The organism is Kitasatospora sp. MAA19 (assembly GCF_029894125.1).
In the GTDB taxonomy this organism is placed as follows: Bacteria; Actinomycetota; Actinomycetes; order Streptomycetales; family Streptomycetaceae; genus Kitasatospora.
On the sequence record NZ_JARXYZ010000003.1, the window covers coordinates 52,495 to 67,602 of the forward strand.

Below are 15,108 nucleotides of genomic sequence, written 5' to 3' on the forward strand. Positions count from 1 at the left end.
TCCTGTGACTGACCAACAGACGACGCCCCGACGCTTCGCCGCGGGCCCGTGGCGCAGGCTGCGCTCCCTGCGGGTGCGGCTGATCGCGGTGTTCGCGGCGGTCGCGCTGCTCGCCGCCGTCTCGGCCTCCGGCATCGCCTACTGGCTGAACCGCGACGCGGTGCTCAAGCGCGCCCAGGACACCGCGCTCAACGACTTCCGGGTCTCGCTCAGCCGCAACGTCTCCGCGCTGCCGCTGAACGCGAGTTGCCCGGACCTGACCACGCTCGCGTCCACCGTCGCCAGTTCCGGACTGAGCTACGACGTGGTGGTGGTCGACCCGGCGCACCCGGAGTGCACGGCCTCCTCCGACCCGGGGCAGTTCACGCTGGCCGACGTCCCGGCGGCGCTGCAGTCCACCGTCGCCAGGCAGCGCGAGATCACCGAGACCAACCCCTACCCGTACCACCTGTACTGGCAGCGGCAGAACCTGGCGGGCCGGCCGTTCGTGATCGGCGGCACCAAGGTGGTGCCGACCGGCCCGACGGCGTACATGTTCAAGTCGCTGGAGAACGAGCGGGCCGACCTCAACACGCTGGGCTGGTCGCTGGCCATCGCCACCCTGCTCGCGCTGATCGGCTCGGCGCTGCTCGCCCAGGCCGCCTCGTCGACGGTGCTGCGGCCGGTCAAGCGGCTCGGCGACGCCGCCCGGCGGCTCGGCGAGGGACACCTGGACACCCGGCTGGAGGTCGAGGGCGGGGACGAACTCGCCGACCTGGCACGGACGTTCAACCGGGCCGCGGAATCGCTGCACGAGCAGGTCGAGGAGCTGAGCGCGCGCGAGGCGCAGAGCCGGCGGTTCGTCGCCGACATGTCGCACGAGCTGCGCACCCCGCTCACCGCGATGACCGCCGTCACCGACATCCTGGAGGACGAGGCCGAGTCGCTGGACCCGATGATCGAGCCGGCCGTACGGCTCGTGGTCAGCGAGACGCGGCGGCTGTCCGACCTGGTGGAGAACCTGATGGAGGTGACCCGCTTCGACGCGGGCACCGCCAGGCTGGTCGCCGACGAGGTGGACATAGCCGACCTGATCATGTCCTGCATCGACGGCCGGGCCTGGTACGACGCGGTCGAGCTGGACGCCCCGCGCGGCATCCTGGCCGTGGTCGACCCGCGCCGGCTCGACGTGGTCTTCGCCAACCTGATCGGCAACGCGCTCAAGCACGGCGGCTCGCCGGTGCGGGTCAGGGTCCGGGAGAGCGCGGGCTCGGTCGTGGTCGAGGTCTCCGACAGCGGCCCGGGCATCCCCGAGGACGTGCTGCCGCACGTCTTCGACCGGTTCTACAAGGCGGACCGGGGACGGGCCCGCTCGGAGGGCAGCGGCCTCGGGCTGTCGATCGCGATGGCCAACGCACAGATCCACGGGGGGACGATCACGGCGGCGAACGGGGAGGTCGGGGCGGTGTTCACGCTGACGCTGCCGCTGGCCCCGCCGCCCCCGCCGGCCGAGGGCGAGACCGGTGGCGGCCCCGCCGGCGACGCCGCCCAGGACAAGGACGCCACGTGACCTCCCCCACCCGCACCGCCCTGCGCCGCACCGCCGGCGCCCTGCTGCTGCTCGCGCTGGCCTCCGGCTGCGGCATCCGGCCGACCGCCGTCCCGGTGGACGCGGGCGCCCCGGCCAGCCGGACGGCCTGCCCGACCTCCCCGCACATACCGGCCGCTCTGGCGGCCACGCCGTCCCCGCCCGCACCGAGCACGCCGCCGACCCGCGGCGCCGCCAAGGCGGGCGTGAGCCCGAGCCCGAGCCCGACGCCCACCGTGGTGGCGCCCGGCACTCCGCCGCCCGACAACGTGTTCAGCGCGGTGCCGACGGCGGCGCCCTGCCGGTAGTGCACTCGGCCGCGCCCCGGGCGCCCGGGGCGCGGTCGGGAATGTTCACGCCCGGGGTGGAACCACCGCGCCACCGGCCCACGTCCTTCCCCCCGTGCAGCGAGATGGCACCAGGACACGCGACGAGCGTTCCGGCGCACGGACCGAGAACCGGCCGGCGGCGGCCGTCCACCGTCCCCTCCGATCGGCCGGACTGGCGGGCCTGACCTGCTACCTGGCGCTGGTGCTCTGGCTGGTGGTGCTGAGGCCGCTGCCGGTGGCCTGGGTCTACGACGCCAACCTGACGCCGCTGGCGTCGCTCCGCTCCTCCACCGGCTGGCAGGTGGTCGGCGAGTTCCTCCTGCTGGCCCCGCTCGGCGTGCTGCTCCCGCTGGCCGGCGGCCGGCCGCGGGCCCCCTGGCTGCCGTCCTTCCTGCGCACCACCGGTGTCTCCGCCCTGCTGGCGACCGGCCTGGAGTTCCTCTCCTCCTGGACGCCCGGGCACGTCCTCAACGTCGACCACATACTGCTCGCCGTGATCGGCGTGGCCGTCACCCACCTGGCCCTCGTCCCCGGTCTGCGGCGGCTGCTGCGGGACCGGCGGCCGGGGGTGCGGGCTCCGAAGGTGACCGTAAGGGTCAGCCCGCCGGCGGCCGCCGTCGCACCCGTCCCCCGTGCCCGCGCCTACGCCGAGCCCACGCCGCCCGCCCGCTGAGGCCCGCCCTCCCGCAGGGTCCGCCGCACCCGGCCGCCGACCTCGATCAGCCCGCCCGGGCGCGGCCCGGTCAGCAGCTGTGAGCCCCGGCCCTGGGTGACGGTCAGCGCCCGTCCGAGGTGCGCGGTCAGCAGCAGGGCCGCCGCGCCGGTCGCCTCGTCCTCGTCGATCCCGTCGCCCCTACCCGGGAAGGCCCGCGCCCGGACGGTGCCGGCCGCCTCGTCCTGCCAGGCCCAGGCGTAGATCCACTCCCCCGGCGGCGGCACCTCCAGGGCGTCCACCTCGGCCGCCGAGGCGTAGCGCCGCAGTGTCCGCGGCGGCGCCCACGCGGGGCGCGCCGCGACCAGGGTCAGTCCGCCGTCGCGCCGGACCTCCACCTCCCCGGCGGCCGTGACCAGCCGGTCCACCCCGAGCAGCCAGGCGGCGCCCACGCACGGGTGGCCGGCGAAGGGCAGGCGCAGCGTCGGGGTGTAGATGTCGATCTCGCCGCGCTCCGGGTCGTCGACGAACACCGTCTCGCTGAAGCCGAGTTGCCGCGCGAACGCCTGCCGGTCCGCCCGGTCCGGCAGCGCGGCGCCCGCCCGCACCACGCCGAGTTCGTTCCCGTACCCGCCGTCGGGCCCGCAAAAGACCCGCAGCACCTCATAGTCAGTCATTTCCCACCTCGTCAATCGCCGTTTCGGCGGAGCGCAACGACTCCGTGCTGAAAACGCGGCGGCGGATGTCGGCCGCCTTTAGTACTCTGCGCTGTCGTCCCCAACGGCTCCGCCGTTTTTCTCCCGTCCCCCAGGAATCCCCCTTGAACAATCTCGATTTCAGCGCCGAGCCGCTGTTCTCCTGGTACGTCGTCATGCTGGCGATCAGCGGCGTCATCATGCTGGTCCTCGGAGCGCTGAATCTCGGCGGCGGCCTGAAGATCGGCTGGCGGATCGTCAACGTCCTCGCCGGTCTCGGATTCCTGGGGTACGCCTACTACCTCGCGTTCGTGTTCGAGGGCGGCAGGTACGAGATCTTCCTCAAGGCGTTCATCCTGCCGGTCGCGCTGATCGTCCACTCGGTGAAGGCGATCGTCGAGCGGAGCAACGCCAAGGCCCAGCAGCCGGTCCCGCCGGGTGCGCCCTACGGCCCGGCCGCCGGGTACCAGAACGTCCCGCCGCAGGCGGCGGCGTTCGACCCCAACGCCCCGCAGGCACCGTACAACCCCAACGCCCCGCAGGCGCCGTACGGTCCCGGCGCCCCGCAGCCCGGCGCGGCCGTCCCGCCGCCGGCCGCGCCGTACCAGCAGGGCGTCCCGGCGCCGCAGGCCGCGCTGTACGCCCCGCCGGCGCAGGCCGTCCCGAACAACCCTTACGCGCAGCCCGTGCCGCCGGCCCAGCCCGGGCAGCCGCAGCCGCCGTACCCGGCCGGCTGATCCGCCGTACGGGGGGTGGGGGCACCGGCCGGGCCGGGGCCCCCACCGCCGTCAGGGGGTCAGCCGGTGCAGGTCACGCGGGAAGAGCGTGGTCCGGCGGATGTTGTCGGTGCCGGTGAGCCGCGCCGTCCAGCGCTCCAGTCCGAGCGCGAACCCGCCGTGCGGAGGCATGCCGTGCGCGAAGGACCGCAGGTACCCCTCGTACGGGCCGACCGGCTCGCCCCGGGCCGCCAGCGCGGCCAGGTAGTCCTCGTACCGGTGCAGCCGCTGGCCGCCGGTGACCAGTTCGAGCCCGCGGAAGAGCAGGTCGAAGCTGTTGGAGTACTCCGGCCGCCCCGGCTCCGGGTGGGTGTAGAACGGCCGCTTGCGCATCGGGTAGCCGACCACGAACAGGAACTCGCTGCCGTGCTCGCGCAACGCCCACTCGCTGAGCCACCGCTCGTGCGCCGGGGCGAGGTCCGGCTCGTCGACGCCCAACAGCCGCATCGCCTCGGCGAAGTGGAGCTGCGGGATCTCCGCCGGGACGTCGGGCAGCTCCACCTCCAGCAGGTCGGCGGCGGCGCCGGCCCGCTCGGCCACCGAGGCGACCATCCCGGCGACCACCTCGCGCAGCACGGCCATCACCTCGCGGTGGTCGGCGATGAAACCGAGTTCCGCGTCGAGGCTGGTGTACTGCGCCAGATGCCGCGCGGTGTCGTGCGGTTCGGCCCGGAACACCGGCCCGGTCTCGTAGACCCGCTCGAACACCCCGACCATCGCCTGCTTGAAGAACTGCGGCGACTGCGCCAGGTACGCCTCCCGCCCGAACCAGTCCAGCGCGAAGACGTCCGCGCCGGACTCGGTGGCCGAGGAGACCACCTTGGGCGTGTGGATCTCGGTGAAGCCGAGCCCGTCCAGGGTGGCGCGGAACCCGGCCACGGAGGCCGCCGAGACGCGGTGCAGCGCGGACAGCCGGGGGTGGCGCAGGGTGACCGGCGCGCCGTCCAGGACGACCGGCAGCGCGGCCTCGACGGTGGGCCGGAACAGGCTGAACGGCGGCGCCCCGGCGAGGCTGGACAGCACCTCGACGGTCGGGGCGGTCAGTTCGACGCCGGCCGGCGCCTGCGGGTTGGCGGTGACCGTGCCGCGGATCCCCAGCACGGTCTCCTCCGGCAGGTTGGGGCCGGCACCGGTGGTGACCACCTGGGCCAGTCCGGAGCGGTCCCGGATCACCAGGAAGGTGACGGACTTCAGTGCGCGGCGGCGGTGCAGCCAGCCGCTGATCTCGACGGATTCGCCGACGTGGCCGGGTAGTTCGGCGGCCAGGACACGGGTCGTCGGGTGGATCATCGCGGCCCTCCAGGGGCTTCGTGGTGATCCCTTCGGAGTGCGGGCGAGAAGGGCAACTCGCGGTGCCACCGCACTTTCGCCGCCGCCCGCGCGGGCGGCGGCCTCGTGACGGCCCGTTGACGGGGGCCGGCCGGCGGGGCATTTCCTCCCCGCACTCAGGAGTGTCTTCGCTCCGGTGCGCAGGACCGCCTTCACAGCTGCCGGCGGCTCTCTCGGCCTGCGGGGCCCGGAGGTACTCGTCTCCCTCGACGTGTTGTCGGAGAGGCTAGATCAGGCCACTGCCACCCGCAACGGGCTTTCCGGCCGCCCTGGCGGGCGCCCGCGCTCCGGGTGGACCCTGAGTCGGACCCCGACGTCCGGCTACGCCTCACCGGTGACTCGGCGGGGTGGCGAATCGACTGCCAGGCGGACGTTTCCGGGCCCGCGGTCGCGGAGAGTTGTCATAAGCCCGCCGGACCGGCCGGACCGGGCTCCACGACACGGAGAAGACCATGAGCGCCCGTCTCGCCCGTCCTCGCCACAACCGCGTCATCGCCGGCGTCTGCGCCGGGCTCGCCGAGCGCTACGGCGTGACGCCGTGGACCGTACGACTGATCTTCCTGATCTCGATCATCCTGCCCGGGCTCCAGTGCCTGGTCTACCTCGCCCTCTGGGTGCTGCTCCCCCAGGAGCCGTAAGTCCCGGATCCGGCACTTCCCGAGCCGGCTCCGGGCCTGTCCGACAACTCCCGCCGCACGCACGGCCGGACACGACGACGGGCCGCCCGATCCCGGGATCACCGGGACGGACGGCCCGTCGCCGTGCTGGCGGCTCGATCAGCCGGCCAGGCCCGGCAGCGGCAGGGCGTGGGTCAGCCCGCCGATGGGGGTCTTGTCGACGCCGGGGATGGTCGGGATGGCACCGCGGGTCGCGGCAGCAGGCGCCTCGGCGGTCGGCGCGGCCTGTCCGGCGGTCGGGGCGAGGGTGCCGAGCGTGCCGGCGACCTCGTCGCCGCCGGGCAGCTTGTTGGCGGTGTCGGCGACCGCGCCGGTCACCGCGGGGTTCGTCAGGGTGCTGGTGGGCAGCCCGACACCGCCGGGGGCCGGGGCGGCAGCGGACGCGCTACCGGCGCCCACCGCTGCGATGGCGATGCCGAGCGCCGCGGTACCGGCGGCCTTGAGAGCCTGCTTCATGGTTCGTCCCTTGGGTCCTCGTCGGTGGCCGACATCGCGGCGGGGCGGACGGGATCCGCCGCCGCCACGGCCTGTCAGCATTGACTGGCACACCGTAGTGAGTGGGACACGCGAGAGCCAAAGGGCGTTCACTCAGTCGAGTGAGTAGTCGGATGAACGCCAAATCCCGTTCGGGACCACGGAGTTCACCCGACCACTCGAACGGGCCGGGCCGCTCAGAGCTCGCCGGCACCCGCACTGAACAGCCACTCCGCCTTCAGCTCGGCGTACCCCGGCTTGATCACGTCGTTGATCATCGCCAGCCGCTCGTCGAACGGCAGGAACGCGGACTTCATCGCGTTCACCGTGAACCACTCCAGGTCCCCCAGCGTGTAGCCGAAGGCCTCCACCAGGTGTCCGAACTCCTGGCTCATGCTGGTGCCGCTCATCAGCCGGTTGTCGGTGTTGACGGTGACCCGGAACTTCAGCCGGCTGAGCAGCCCGATCGGGTGCTCGGCGTACGAAGTCGCCGCCGCGGTCTGGAGGTTGGAGGTCGGGCACATCTCCAGCGGGATGCGCTTGTCGCGGACGTACGCGGCCAGTCGGCCGAGCTCGACGCCGCCGTCCTCCTTCACCGTGATGTCGTCGACGATCCGCACGCCGTGGCCGAGCCGGTCGGCGCCGCAGCACTGCAGGGCCTCCCAGATCGACGGCAGGCCGAAGGCCTCGCCCGCGTGGATGGTGAAGTGGTTGTTCTCGCCCTTGAGGTAGTCGAAGGCGGCCTGGTGGCGGGTGGGCGGGTGACCCGCCTCGGCGCCGGCGATGTCGAAGCCGACGACGCCCTGGTCCCGGTAGCGGTTGGCCAGTTCGGCGATCTCGGTGGAGCGGGCGGCGTGCCGCATCGCGGTCAGCAGGGTGCCGACCCGGATCCGGTGGCCGGCCGCGCGGGCGTTGGCCTCGCCGAGGCGGAAGCCCTCGTTCACGGCCTGGACGACCTCGTCCAGGGAGAGGCCGGCCTCCAGGTGCTGCTCGGGGGCGTAGCGGACCTCGGCGTACACGACGCCGTCGGCGGCCAGGTCCTCGGCGCAGTCGGCGGCGACCTTGATCAGGGCCTCGCGGGTCTGCATCACGGCGCAGGTGTGCGCGAAGGTCTCCAGGTAGCGGACCAGCGAGCCGGAGTCGGCGGCCGCGCGGAACCACTCGCCGAGTTCCTTGGCGTCGGTGGTCGGGAGGCCCTCGTAGCCGACCGCGGCGGCCAGCTCGACGACGGTCTCGGGGCGCAGCCCGCCGTCGAGGTGGTCGTGCAGCAGCACCTTCGGCGCGCGGCGGATCTGGTCGGGCGTGGGGATGCGCGGGCCGGTGCCCGCGGCGGTGACAGGGATCTGCTTCTCCATTGCGGAAATATAGCCCCTACGCGCGTAGACCCACCACCGCCAACACGGCCGGTTCGGCCAAAGTCCATCGGGAATTCCACCGCCCGGGCCAGCCGCGGCACATTCGGCTCAATCGTGGTGCAGCAACCGCCCCCGCCGCGACAGCACGAAATCCCGGAACGCCGCCACCGGCGGGGTCGGCGGCCGCCCCGCCGCCCAGGCCAGCCCGATCGCCCGCCGGGTGCGCGGCGCCGTCACCTCCAGCTCCACCACCCCCGGCCGCGGCACCAGGGCCGGCGGCAGCAGCGCCACCCCCAGCCCGGCCGCGACCAGCCCGCGCAGCGTCTCGGTCTCCTCCCCCTCGAAGGCGAGCCGCGGCACGAACCCGGCCTGCGCGCAGAAGCCGTCCGTGATCGCGCGCAGCCCGTACCCCCGCTCCAGCCCGACGAACGGCTCCTCGGCCACCTCCGCCAGCCGGATCCGCCGCCGACCCGCCAGCCGGTGGTCCGCCGGGACGACCAGGTGCAGCCGCTGCTCGTCCAGCGGGCGGGCCGTGAAGGCCGGGTCGTCCGGCAGCGGCGCGACCAGGCAGAGGTCCAACTCCCCCTCGCGCAACCGCTCCAGCATCGCCCCGACGTAGTCCTGCACCAGCTGGAAGCGGACCTGCGGGTGCCCCGCCCGGAACCCGCTCAGCAGCGCCGGCACCGCATCCGTCCCCATCGTGTGCAGAAAGCCGAACGCCACCCGCCCGACCTCCGGATCGGCCTCCGCCCGGGCCGCCTCCGCCCCGCGCTCGACCTCCGCCAGCGCCCGCTCCACCGAGGCCAGCAGCAGCCGGCCGGCCCTGGTCAGCCGGACCGTGCGGCCCTGCCGGGCCAGCAGGTCCACGCCCAGCTCCTCCTCCAGCCGGGCCACCGCACGCGACAGCGTCGGCTGCGGCACCCCGAGCAGCGCGGCCGCCTGCGTCACGTGCTCCAAGCGGGCGACCGCGGCGAACTGCGCCAGCCGGGGCGCCAGCAGCACCGCCGGCTCGTCCGGCCCCAACTCCGCCGCCCGGTACCGCTGCTCCGTGCCGTCCGTCACGTCCGTCCGGGACATCCCGCCACCACCTCGACTCATGCGCCAACGCATCGATTATCCACTCTTCATGCATTGGACGCATCAGCCGCGCCACGCCTACGGTCGACGCCATGCAGCCCGCCGATACCAGGGCATCCGTGACCGTCCCGGATGCCCCCGCCACCGCCATGCCCGCAGCCGACGACCGCCACCGCCCCGGCCAGCGCGCCTTCCGCCGCGCCAACCTCGCCCTGTTCGCCGCCGGGGTCGCGACCTTCGTCCTGCTCTACTCCACCCAGGGCCTGCTGCCGATCCTCTCGGCCGACCTCGACCTCACCCCCGGCCAGGCCAGCTGGACGGCCTCCGCCGCCACCCTCGGACTCGCCCTCGGACTGCTCCCCGCCAGCGCCCTGTCCGACCGGTACGGCCGCACCGCCGTGATGACGGCCTCCACCCTCGCCGCCACCGCGTTCGCCCTCGCCCTGCCGTTCGCACCCGACCTCACCACCCTGGTCGTGCTGCGCGTCCTCCAGGGCGCCGCGCTCGCCGGACTGCCCGCCACCGCCATGGCGTACCTCGCCGAGGAGATCCACCCCAGCGCCCTGGCCTCCGCGATGGGCCTGTACGTGGCCGGCAACAGCATCGGCGGCATGGGCGGCCGGCTGCTCTCCGGCTGGACCGCCGCCGCCCTCGGCTGGCGCTGGGGCCTCGCCGCCTCCGCCGCCCTCGCCCTGCTCGCCGCGCTCGCCTTCCGGCTGCTGATCCCCACCGCCCGGCACTTCACCCCGGCCCCGGTGGACGCCCGCGCCCTCGCCCGCACCGTCGGACGGCACCTGCGCAACCCGCTGCTGGTCCGGCTGTACGCGCTCGGACTGCTGTTCATGGCCGTGTTCGGCGCGGTCTACAACACCGTCGGCTACCGGCTGATCGCCGCCCCCTTCCACCTGCCGGAGTCGGTCGCCGCCTCGATCTTCGTCGTCTACCTGGTCGGCACCGGCACCTCCGCCGCCGCCGGCCGCCTCTCCGGCCGGCTCGGCCGCCGCGGCGCCCTCTACGTCTCCATCGGCGTGACCGCCGCCGGGCTGCTGCTCTCGCTCACCGAGTCCCTGGTCTGCGCCCTGCTCGGCCTGGTCCTGATCACCGCCGGCTTCTTCGCCGGCCACGCCACCGCCTCCTCCGCCGTCGGCCGCACCGCCACCGAGGGCCGCGCCCAGGCCTCCGCCCTCTACCTGATCGCCTACTACCTCGGCAACAGCCTCGGCGGCACCGTCGGCGCCGACGCCTACCACGCCACCGGCTGGCCCGGCGCCGCCACCGTGGGCCTCGCCGCCATGGCCCTCGCCGCCGCCGTCACCCTCTACGCCACCCACCAGGCCCACGCGGCAGGGCGAGCGATCGCGGACGCTTGACGGCCGCCGCCGATACACTCCCGGGCATGAGCATCGATCCTGCCGTGTACGCCCGACTGCGCGAGATCGCGGATCAGCTGCCGAAGGTGCCGGGGATAGGGAAGATCGAGATCGCCGACGGCGAGATCGTCATGATGATGTCGCCCGTGAAGCGTCACGAGCTTGCCGTCATCCGCCTGGCACAACAGCTCAACGCCCAGCTGCCCCGGACCCACCCCGGCTACATCGCCCACGGTGGCGCCGACTTGGAGGACGTCGGCCTCGGTCGACTCCGAAACCCCGACTTGATGGTGTTCCCCGACGCGGCTCTGGACGACGACAGCCCGGCGTTCCTTCCCCACGAGATCCTTCTCGTCGTGGAGATCGTCTCGAAGTCCAACCCCGAGAACGACTACCACAACAAGGTCCACGACTACTCGGCCATGGGCATCCCGCTCTATCTCCTGGTCGATCCCCGCAAGGGCACCGGCATCATCCACGACGAGCCCGGCTACACCCGCCGCACGGACTTCGCTTTCGGCGACACGATCACCGTCGGCCCCTGGACGCTCGACACCGGCGTCCTGCGGACGTACGCCTGAGCGCACGTCCGCGGGACGGCGTCCGGCTCAGGCGATGCGGTCGAGCACGATCGGGTTCGGGGTGAAGGCCGTGCCGGCCGGGGAGACCTCGATGCCGCCTTCGAGGGCCTCGATGGCGTAGTCATAGCGCTCCGGGGTGTCGGTGTGCAGGGTCAGCAGGGGCTGGCCGGCCACGACGGTGTCGCCGGGCTTGGCGTGCATCTCGACGCCGGCGCCGGCCTGGACCGGGTCCTCCTTGCGGGCGCGGCCGGCGCCCAGGCGCCAGGCGCAGACGCCGACGGCGTAGGCGTCGAGCGTGGTGAGGACGCCGGAGGCGGGCGCCGGGATGACGTGCTGCTCGCGGGCGACCGGGAGCGGGGCGTCGACGTCGCCGCCCTGGGCGGCGATCATGCGGCGCCAGTGGTCCATCGCGGAGCCGTCGCGCAGCGCGTCGGCCGGGTCCTTGCCCTGCACACCGGCCGCGGCGAGCATCTCGCGGGCGAGGGCCAGGGTCAGCTCGACGACGTCGGCGGGGCCGCCGCCGGCCAGCACCTCGATCGACTCGCGGACCTCCAGCGCGTTGCCGGCGGTGAGGCCGAGCGGGGTGGACATGTCGGTGAGCAGGGCGACGGTGTTGACGCCGGCGCTGGTACCCAGGCCGACCATGGTGCGGGCGAGTTCGCGGGCGTCGTCGATGTTCTTCATGAAGGCGCCGGAGCCGACCTTGACGTCCAGGACCAGCGCGCCGGTGCCTTCGGCGATCTTCTTGGACATGATCGAGGAGGCGATCAGCGGGATGGCCTCGACGGTCCCGGTGACGTCGCGCAGCGCGTACAGCTTCTTGTCGGCGGGCGCGAGGCCGTCGCCGGCGGCGCAGATGACCGCGCCGGTGGAGCGCAGCACGTCCAGCATCTCCTCGTTGGAGAGCAGGGCGCGCCAGCCGGGGATGGACTCCAGCTTGTCGAGGGTGCCGCCGGTGTGGCCGAGGCCGCGGCCGGAGAGCTGCGGGACGGCGGCGCCGCAGGCGGCGACGAGCGGGGCGAGCGGGAGGGTGATCTTGTCGCCGACGCCGCCGGTGGAGTGCTTGTCGCTGGTGGGCAGCGGCAGCGAGGAGAAGTCCATCCGGACGCCGGAGCGGATCATGGCGTCGGTCCAGCGGCTGATCTCGTGCGGCTTCATGCCGTTCAGCAGGATCGCCATGGCCAGGGCGGACATCTGCTCATCGGCGACCTCGCCGCGGGTGTACGCGTCGATGACCCAGTCGATCTGAGCGTCGCTCAGCTCTCCGCGGTCGCGCTTGGTCCTGATGACGGAGATGGCGTCCATGCGTGCTCCAAGAGGGGGTTTCAAAAGCGAAGAGTGTCGCGAGATGACCGGTTCCGGCCCACTCGCGACACTCTACGCGCGTAACTGAAAGGGAAGCTAGAGCCGCTCCGGCCCGAACGCGTCAGGCAGGACCTCGCTCATCGGGCGGATCCCGGAGGGCAGCTCGATCAGCAGATCCGGCCCGCCGTGCTCGTACAGCAGCTGGCGGCAGCGCCCGCACGGCATCAGCAGGTCGCCCGCACCGTCGACACAGGTGAAGGCGGTCAGCCGGCCGCCGCCGGTGGCGTGCAGCGCGGACACCAGCCCGCACTCGGCGCACAGCCCGAGCCCGTACGAGGCGTTCTCGACGTTGCAGCCGGTGACCAGTCGCCCGTCGTCCACGAGCGCGGCCGCGCCGACCGGGAACTTGCTGTACGGGGCGTACGCGCGGCTCATCGCCTCGCGCGCGGCCGCGCGCAGCCGGTCCCAGTCGATCGCGGGGGACTCCGCCGGTGTCGTCACTTGCCCTGGCCCTTGCGGTAGATCTGGCCGTCCGCCTTCGGCATCCGCAGTCGCTGCGAGGCCAGCGAGAGCACCACCAGGGTGATCACGTACGGCGTGGCGACGATCAGCGGGCGCTGCACCTCGTCGGTGAGCGCGTACCAGGCGCCGAGACCGCCGGCGACCACGAAGGCGATCGCCGCACCGGTGAACTTGCGCCGGTACAGCTGCCAGAGCGCGAACAGCGCCATCGCGATGGCGACGATCAGGATCAGCACGTGCACCGACTCCGGGTCGCGCAGCTGGAGGCTGTCGGTGAAGCCGAACAGGCCGGCGCCCATGGCGAGGCCGCCCGGCATCCAGTTGCCGAAGATCATCGCCGCGAGGCCGATGAAGCCGCGGCCGAGGGTCTGGCCGTCCTTGTAGAAGTGCGCCGCGACCAGCGAGAGGTACGCACCGCCGAGGCCGGCGAAGGCGCCGGAGGCGATGACCGCGAGGTACTTGTACTTGTAGACGTTGACACCCAGCGACTCGGCGGCGGTCGGGTTCTCACCGCAGGAGCGCAGCCGCAGGCCGAACACCGTGCGCCAGAGCACGAAGTAGCTGAGCACGATCATCACGCCGGCCAGCAGCACGACCACCGAGATGTTGGTGACCAGGCCGCCGAGCACGCCGGCCAGGTCGGAGACGAAGAACCAGTGGTGCTTCTCGATGTCCTTCAGCCCGGACGACAGCCCGGGGATGGTGATGTACGGCAGCGGATCCGCCGGCGGCGACTGGTTCGCACCCGCGCCGACCGCGATGTAGTCCTTGTAGTAGATCCGGTTGACGTACCCGCAGATGCCGGGGATCAGCAGGTTGATGCCGACGCCGGAGACGATGTGGTCGACGCCGAAGGTGACGGTGACGACGGCGTGCAGCAGACCGCCGAGCGCGCCGCCGAGCATGCCGGCCAGCAGACCGACCCACGGGTTGTACAGGTAGCCCGCCCAGGCACCGCAGAAGGTGCCGGCGACCATCATGCCCTCAAGACCGATGTTGACCACACCGGCCCGCTCGGACCAGAGACCGCCCAGACCGGCCATGCCGATCGGCACGGCGGCGCTGAGCGCGGCGGTGACCTGACCGGAGGAGGTCAGCGAGTGGTTGCCGGTGGCCATGCCCACAGCGGAGAACAGGACCAGGGCGCCCGCGATCAGCAGCAGCACCACCGGCCAGGACAGCCCGCGCTTCTTCGCGGGCGCGCCCGACGCCTTGGGACGGGCAGCGGTGGCCGTACTCATGCCGACACCTCCTTCTTCTCAGTGGTCGCGAGCTGGGCGGCGAGCTCGGCGCCGACCTTCTGCTGCTGGCGCTTCAGGCCGTAGCGGCGCACCAGCTCGTACGCGACGACGACGCAGATGACGATGGTGCCCTGCATGACCTGGACGATCTCGAACGGGAAGGCCCCGTTCTGGGGCAGCGGCAGCTGGTTGCCGGTGGAGTCCAGGAAGGCGAACAGCAGGGCCGCGAAGGCCATGCCGATCGGGCTGTTGCGGCCCAGCAGGGCGATCGAGATGCCGAGGAAGCCCAGGCCGGGCTGGAAGCTCTGGCCGAAGTAGAACGAATTCTGGAGCAGCTCGGGCAGGCCGATCAGACCGGCGATTCCACCGGAGACCGCCATCGAGATGATCACCATGCGCTTGACGTTCACGCCGGACGCGGTCGCGGCGGACTCCGAGCGGCCGGTGGCGCGCAGGTCGAAGCCGAAGCGGGTGCGGGTCAGGGTGAACTGGAACACCACGCCGACCAGGGCGGCGATGACGATGAAGCCCCACAGCGGCCCACCGGCCGTGTCGAGCGAGAAGAAGTGGCTGGACTGCGAGATCGGGTCGGTCTGGATCGAGTTGCTGGTGGCGCCCTTCTCCGGCGCGAAGATGCCGGGGACGAGCAGCAGGCCGACGACCGCGATCGAGATCGAGTTCAGCATGATGGTCGAGATGACCTCGCTGACCCCTCGGTAGACCTTCAGCAGACCGGCGATGCTGGCGTACAGCCCACCGACCAGCATGGCGGTGATCAGCAGCAGCGGGATCTGGATGATCGCCGGCAGGTCGACCTTGGCGCCGACGAAGGCCGCGAACAGCGCCGCGACCTTGTACTGGCCCTCGACGCCGATGTTGAACAGGTTCATCCGGAAACCGAAGGCGGCGGCCGCGGCGGCCAGGTAGTACGTGGTGGACCGGTTGAGGATCGCCACCTGGCCGTCCGACTTGGTGGCGTACGTGAGCATCACGTTCCACGCGTCGAACGGGTTCTTGCCCGAGGTCGCCAGCAGGACGGAACAGATCGCGACGGAGAGCACGACCGCGAGCACCGGCGCTGCCAGTGCGAACACGATCCGCTCACCGCTGATCCGCTGCGCCAGGCTGCGCTTGGCGGCGGTGTTGGGACTGGTCATG

At 72.8% G+C, this 15,108-nt stretch carries 16 protein-coding genes; 7 read left to right on the forward strand and 9 right to left on the reverse strand.

Going from position 1 to position 15,108, the window contains the following annotated elements; all coding sequences use genetic code 11:
* Nucleotides 1–4 precede the first annotated feature (4 nt).
* The 3 genes from P3T27_RS05770 to P3T27_RS05780 all read left to right on the forward strand — a co-directional run bounded on the left by P3T27_RS05770 (nt 5) and on the right by P3T27_RS05780 (nt 2,569).
* Entirely contained in the window at nt 5–1,549 is a 1,545-nt protein-coding gene (locus P3T27_RS05770; protein WP_280674932.1) for a HAMP domain-containing sensor histidine kinase, read from the forward strand.
* Nucleotides 1,546–1,875 (forward strand): hypothetical protein, encoded by a 330-nt coding sequence (locus tag P3T27_RS05775; RefSeq protein WP_280674934.1) that lies wholly within the window; start codon nt 1,546–1,548, stop codon nt 1,873–1,875. Before P3T27_RS05770 ends, P3T27_RS05775 begins: the two co-directional genes overlap by 4 nt.
* Before the next feature lie 94 nt (nt 1,876–1,969).
* Complete coding sequence (locus P3T27_RS05780) at nt 1,970–2,569, forward strand: VanZ family protein (RefSeq protein WP_280674936.1); 600 nt, start codon at nt 1,970–1,972, stop codon at nt 2,567–2,569.
* Here P3T27_RS05780 and P3T27_RS05785 read toward each other — a convergent pair.
* Entirely contained in the window at nt 2,539–3,225 is a 687-nt protein-coding gene (locus P3T27_RS05785) for a PhzF family phenazine biosynthesis protein (RefSeq protein ID WP_280674938.1), read from the reverse strand. The genes P3T27_RS05780 and P3T27_RS05785 overlap by 31 nt on opposite strands.
* A gap of 143 nt (nt 3,226–3,368) precedes the next feature.
* On the opposite strand from P3T27_RS05785, the gene P3T27_RS05790 reads away from it, so the two are divergent.
* The gene (locus P3T27_RS05790; RefSeq protein WP_280674940.1) at nt 3,369–3,980 is read left to right on the forward strand and encodes a hypothetical protein; all 612 of its coding nucleotides are present in this window, start codon (nt 3,369–3,371) and stop codon (nt 3,978–3,980) included.
* 51 nt (nt 3,981–4,031) lie between these two features.
* Here the strand turns inward: P3T27_RS05790 and aspS are convergent, their stop codons facing one another.
* A complete protein-coding gene (gene aspS, locus P3T27_RS05795; protein WP_280674942.1) occupies nt 4,032–5,309 on the reverse strand; it encodes an aspartate--tRNA(Asn) ligase in 1,278 nt (425 codons plus the stop codon).
* A gap of 491 nt (nt 5,310–5,800) precedes the next feature.
* On the opposite strand from aspS, the gene P3T27_RS05800 reads away from it, so the two are divergent.
* Nucleotides 5,801–5,986: a PspC domain-containing protein gene (locus P3T27_RS05800; RefSeq protein ID WP_063349060.1), complete on the forward strand. Its 186-nt coding sequence runs from the start codon at nt 5,801–5,803 to the stop codon at nt 5,984–5,986.
* Between the two features lie 138 nt (nt 5,987–6,124).
* Here P3T27_RS05800 and P3T27_RS05805 read toward each other — a convergent pair whose 3' ends face one another.
* The 3 genes from P3T27_RS05805 to P3T27_RS05815 form a co-directional block, all read right to left on the reverse strand.
* Entirely contained in the window at nt 6,125–6,481 is a 357-nt protein-coding gene (locus P3T27_RS05805; protein WP_280674947.1) for an ATP-binding protein, read from the reverse strand.
* Nucleotides 6,482–6,696: 215 nt separating this feature from the next.
* Nucleotides 6,697–7,854, reverse strand: coding sequence for an adenosine deaminase (locus P3T27_RS05810; RefSeq protein WP_280674949.1), 1,158 nt, complete (start codon nt 7,852–7,854; stop codon nt 6,697–6,699).
* Between the two features lie 108 nt (nt 7,855–7,962).
* On the reverse strand, nt 7,963–8,931 hold the full coding sequence (locus P3T27_RS05815; RefSeq protein WP_280674951.1) for a LysR family transcriptional regulator: 969 nt from the start codon (nt 8,929–8,931) through the stop codon (nt 7,963–7,965).
* A gap of 92 nt (nt 8,932–9,023) precedes the next feature.
* Between P3T27_RS05815 and P3T27_RS05820 the strand changes: the two genes are divergently transcribed.
* Both P3T27_RS05820 and P3T27_RS05825 read left to right on the forward strand, forming a co-directional pair.
* A complete protein-coding gene (locus P3T27_RS05820; RefSeq protein ID WP_280674953.1) occupies nt 9,024–10,301 on the forward strand; it encodes an MFS transporter in 1,278 nt (425 codons plus the stop codon).
* 26 nt (nt 10,302–10,327) lie between these two features.
* Nucleotides 10,328–10,882 carry a Uma2 family endonuclease gene (locus P3T27_RS05825; protein ID WP_280674955.1) on the forward strand — a complete coding sequence of 185 codons (555 nt, stop codon included), beginning with the start codon at nt 10,328–10,330 and terminating at the stop codon, nt 10,880–10,882.
* A gap of 27 nt (nt 10,883–10,909) precedes the next feature.
* Here P3T27_RS05825 and P3T27_RS05830 read toward each other — a convergent pair whose 3' ends face one another.
* The 4 genes from P3T27_RS05830 to P3T27_RS05845 all read right to left on the reverse strand — a co-directional run bounded on the left by P3T27_RS05830 (nt 10,910) and on the right by P3T27_RS05845 (nt 15,107).
* Nucleotides 10,910–12,187, reverse strand: coding sequence for a thymidine phosphorylase (locus tag P3T27_RS05830; RefSeq protein ID WP_280674957.1), 1,278 nt, complete (start codon nt 12,185–12,187; stop codon nt 10,910–10,912).
* Nucleotides 12,188–12,283: 96 nt separating this feature from the next.
* Complete coding sequence (locus P3T27_RS05835; RefSeq protein WP_280674959.1) at nt 12,284–12,688, reverse strand: cytidine deaminase; 405 nt, start codon at nt 12,686–12,688, stop codon at nt 12,284–12,286.
* The gene (locus P3T27_RS05840) at nt 12,685–13,950 is read right to left on the reverse strand and encodes an ABC transporter permease (RefSeq protein ID WP_280674961.1); all 1,266 of its coding nucleotides are present in this window, start codon (nt 13,948–13,950) and stop codon (nt 12,685–12,687) included. The genes P3T27_RS05835 and P3T27_RS05840 overlap by 4 nt, the downstream gene beginning before the upstream one ends.
* Nucleotides 13,947–15,107, reverse strand: a complete 1,161-nt coding sequence (locus P3T27_RS05845; RefSeq protein ID WP_280674963.1) for an ABC transporter permease — start codon at nt 15,105–15,107, stop codon at nt 13,947–13,949. The genes P3T27_RS05840 and P3T27_RS05845 overlap by 4 nt, the downstream gene beginning before the upstream one ends.
* Nucleotide 15,108 lies beyond the last annotated feature (1 nt).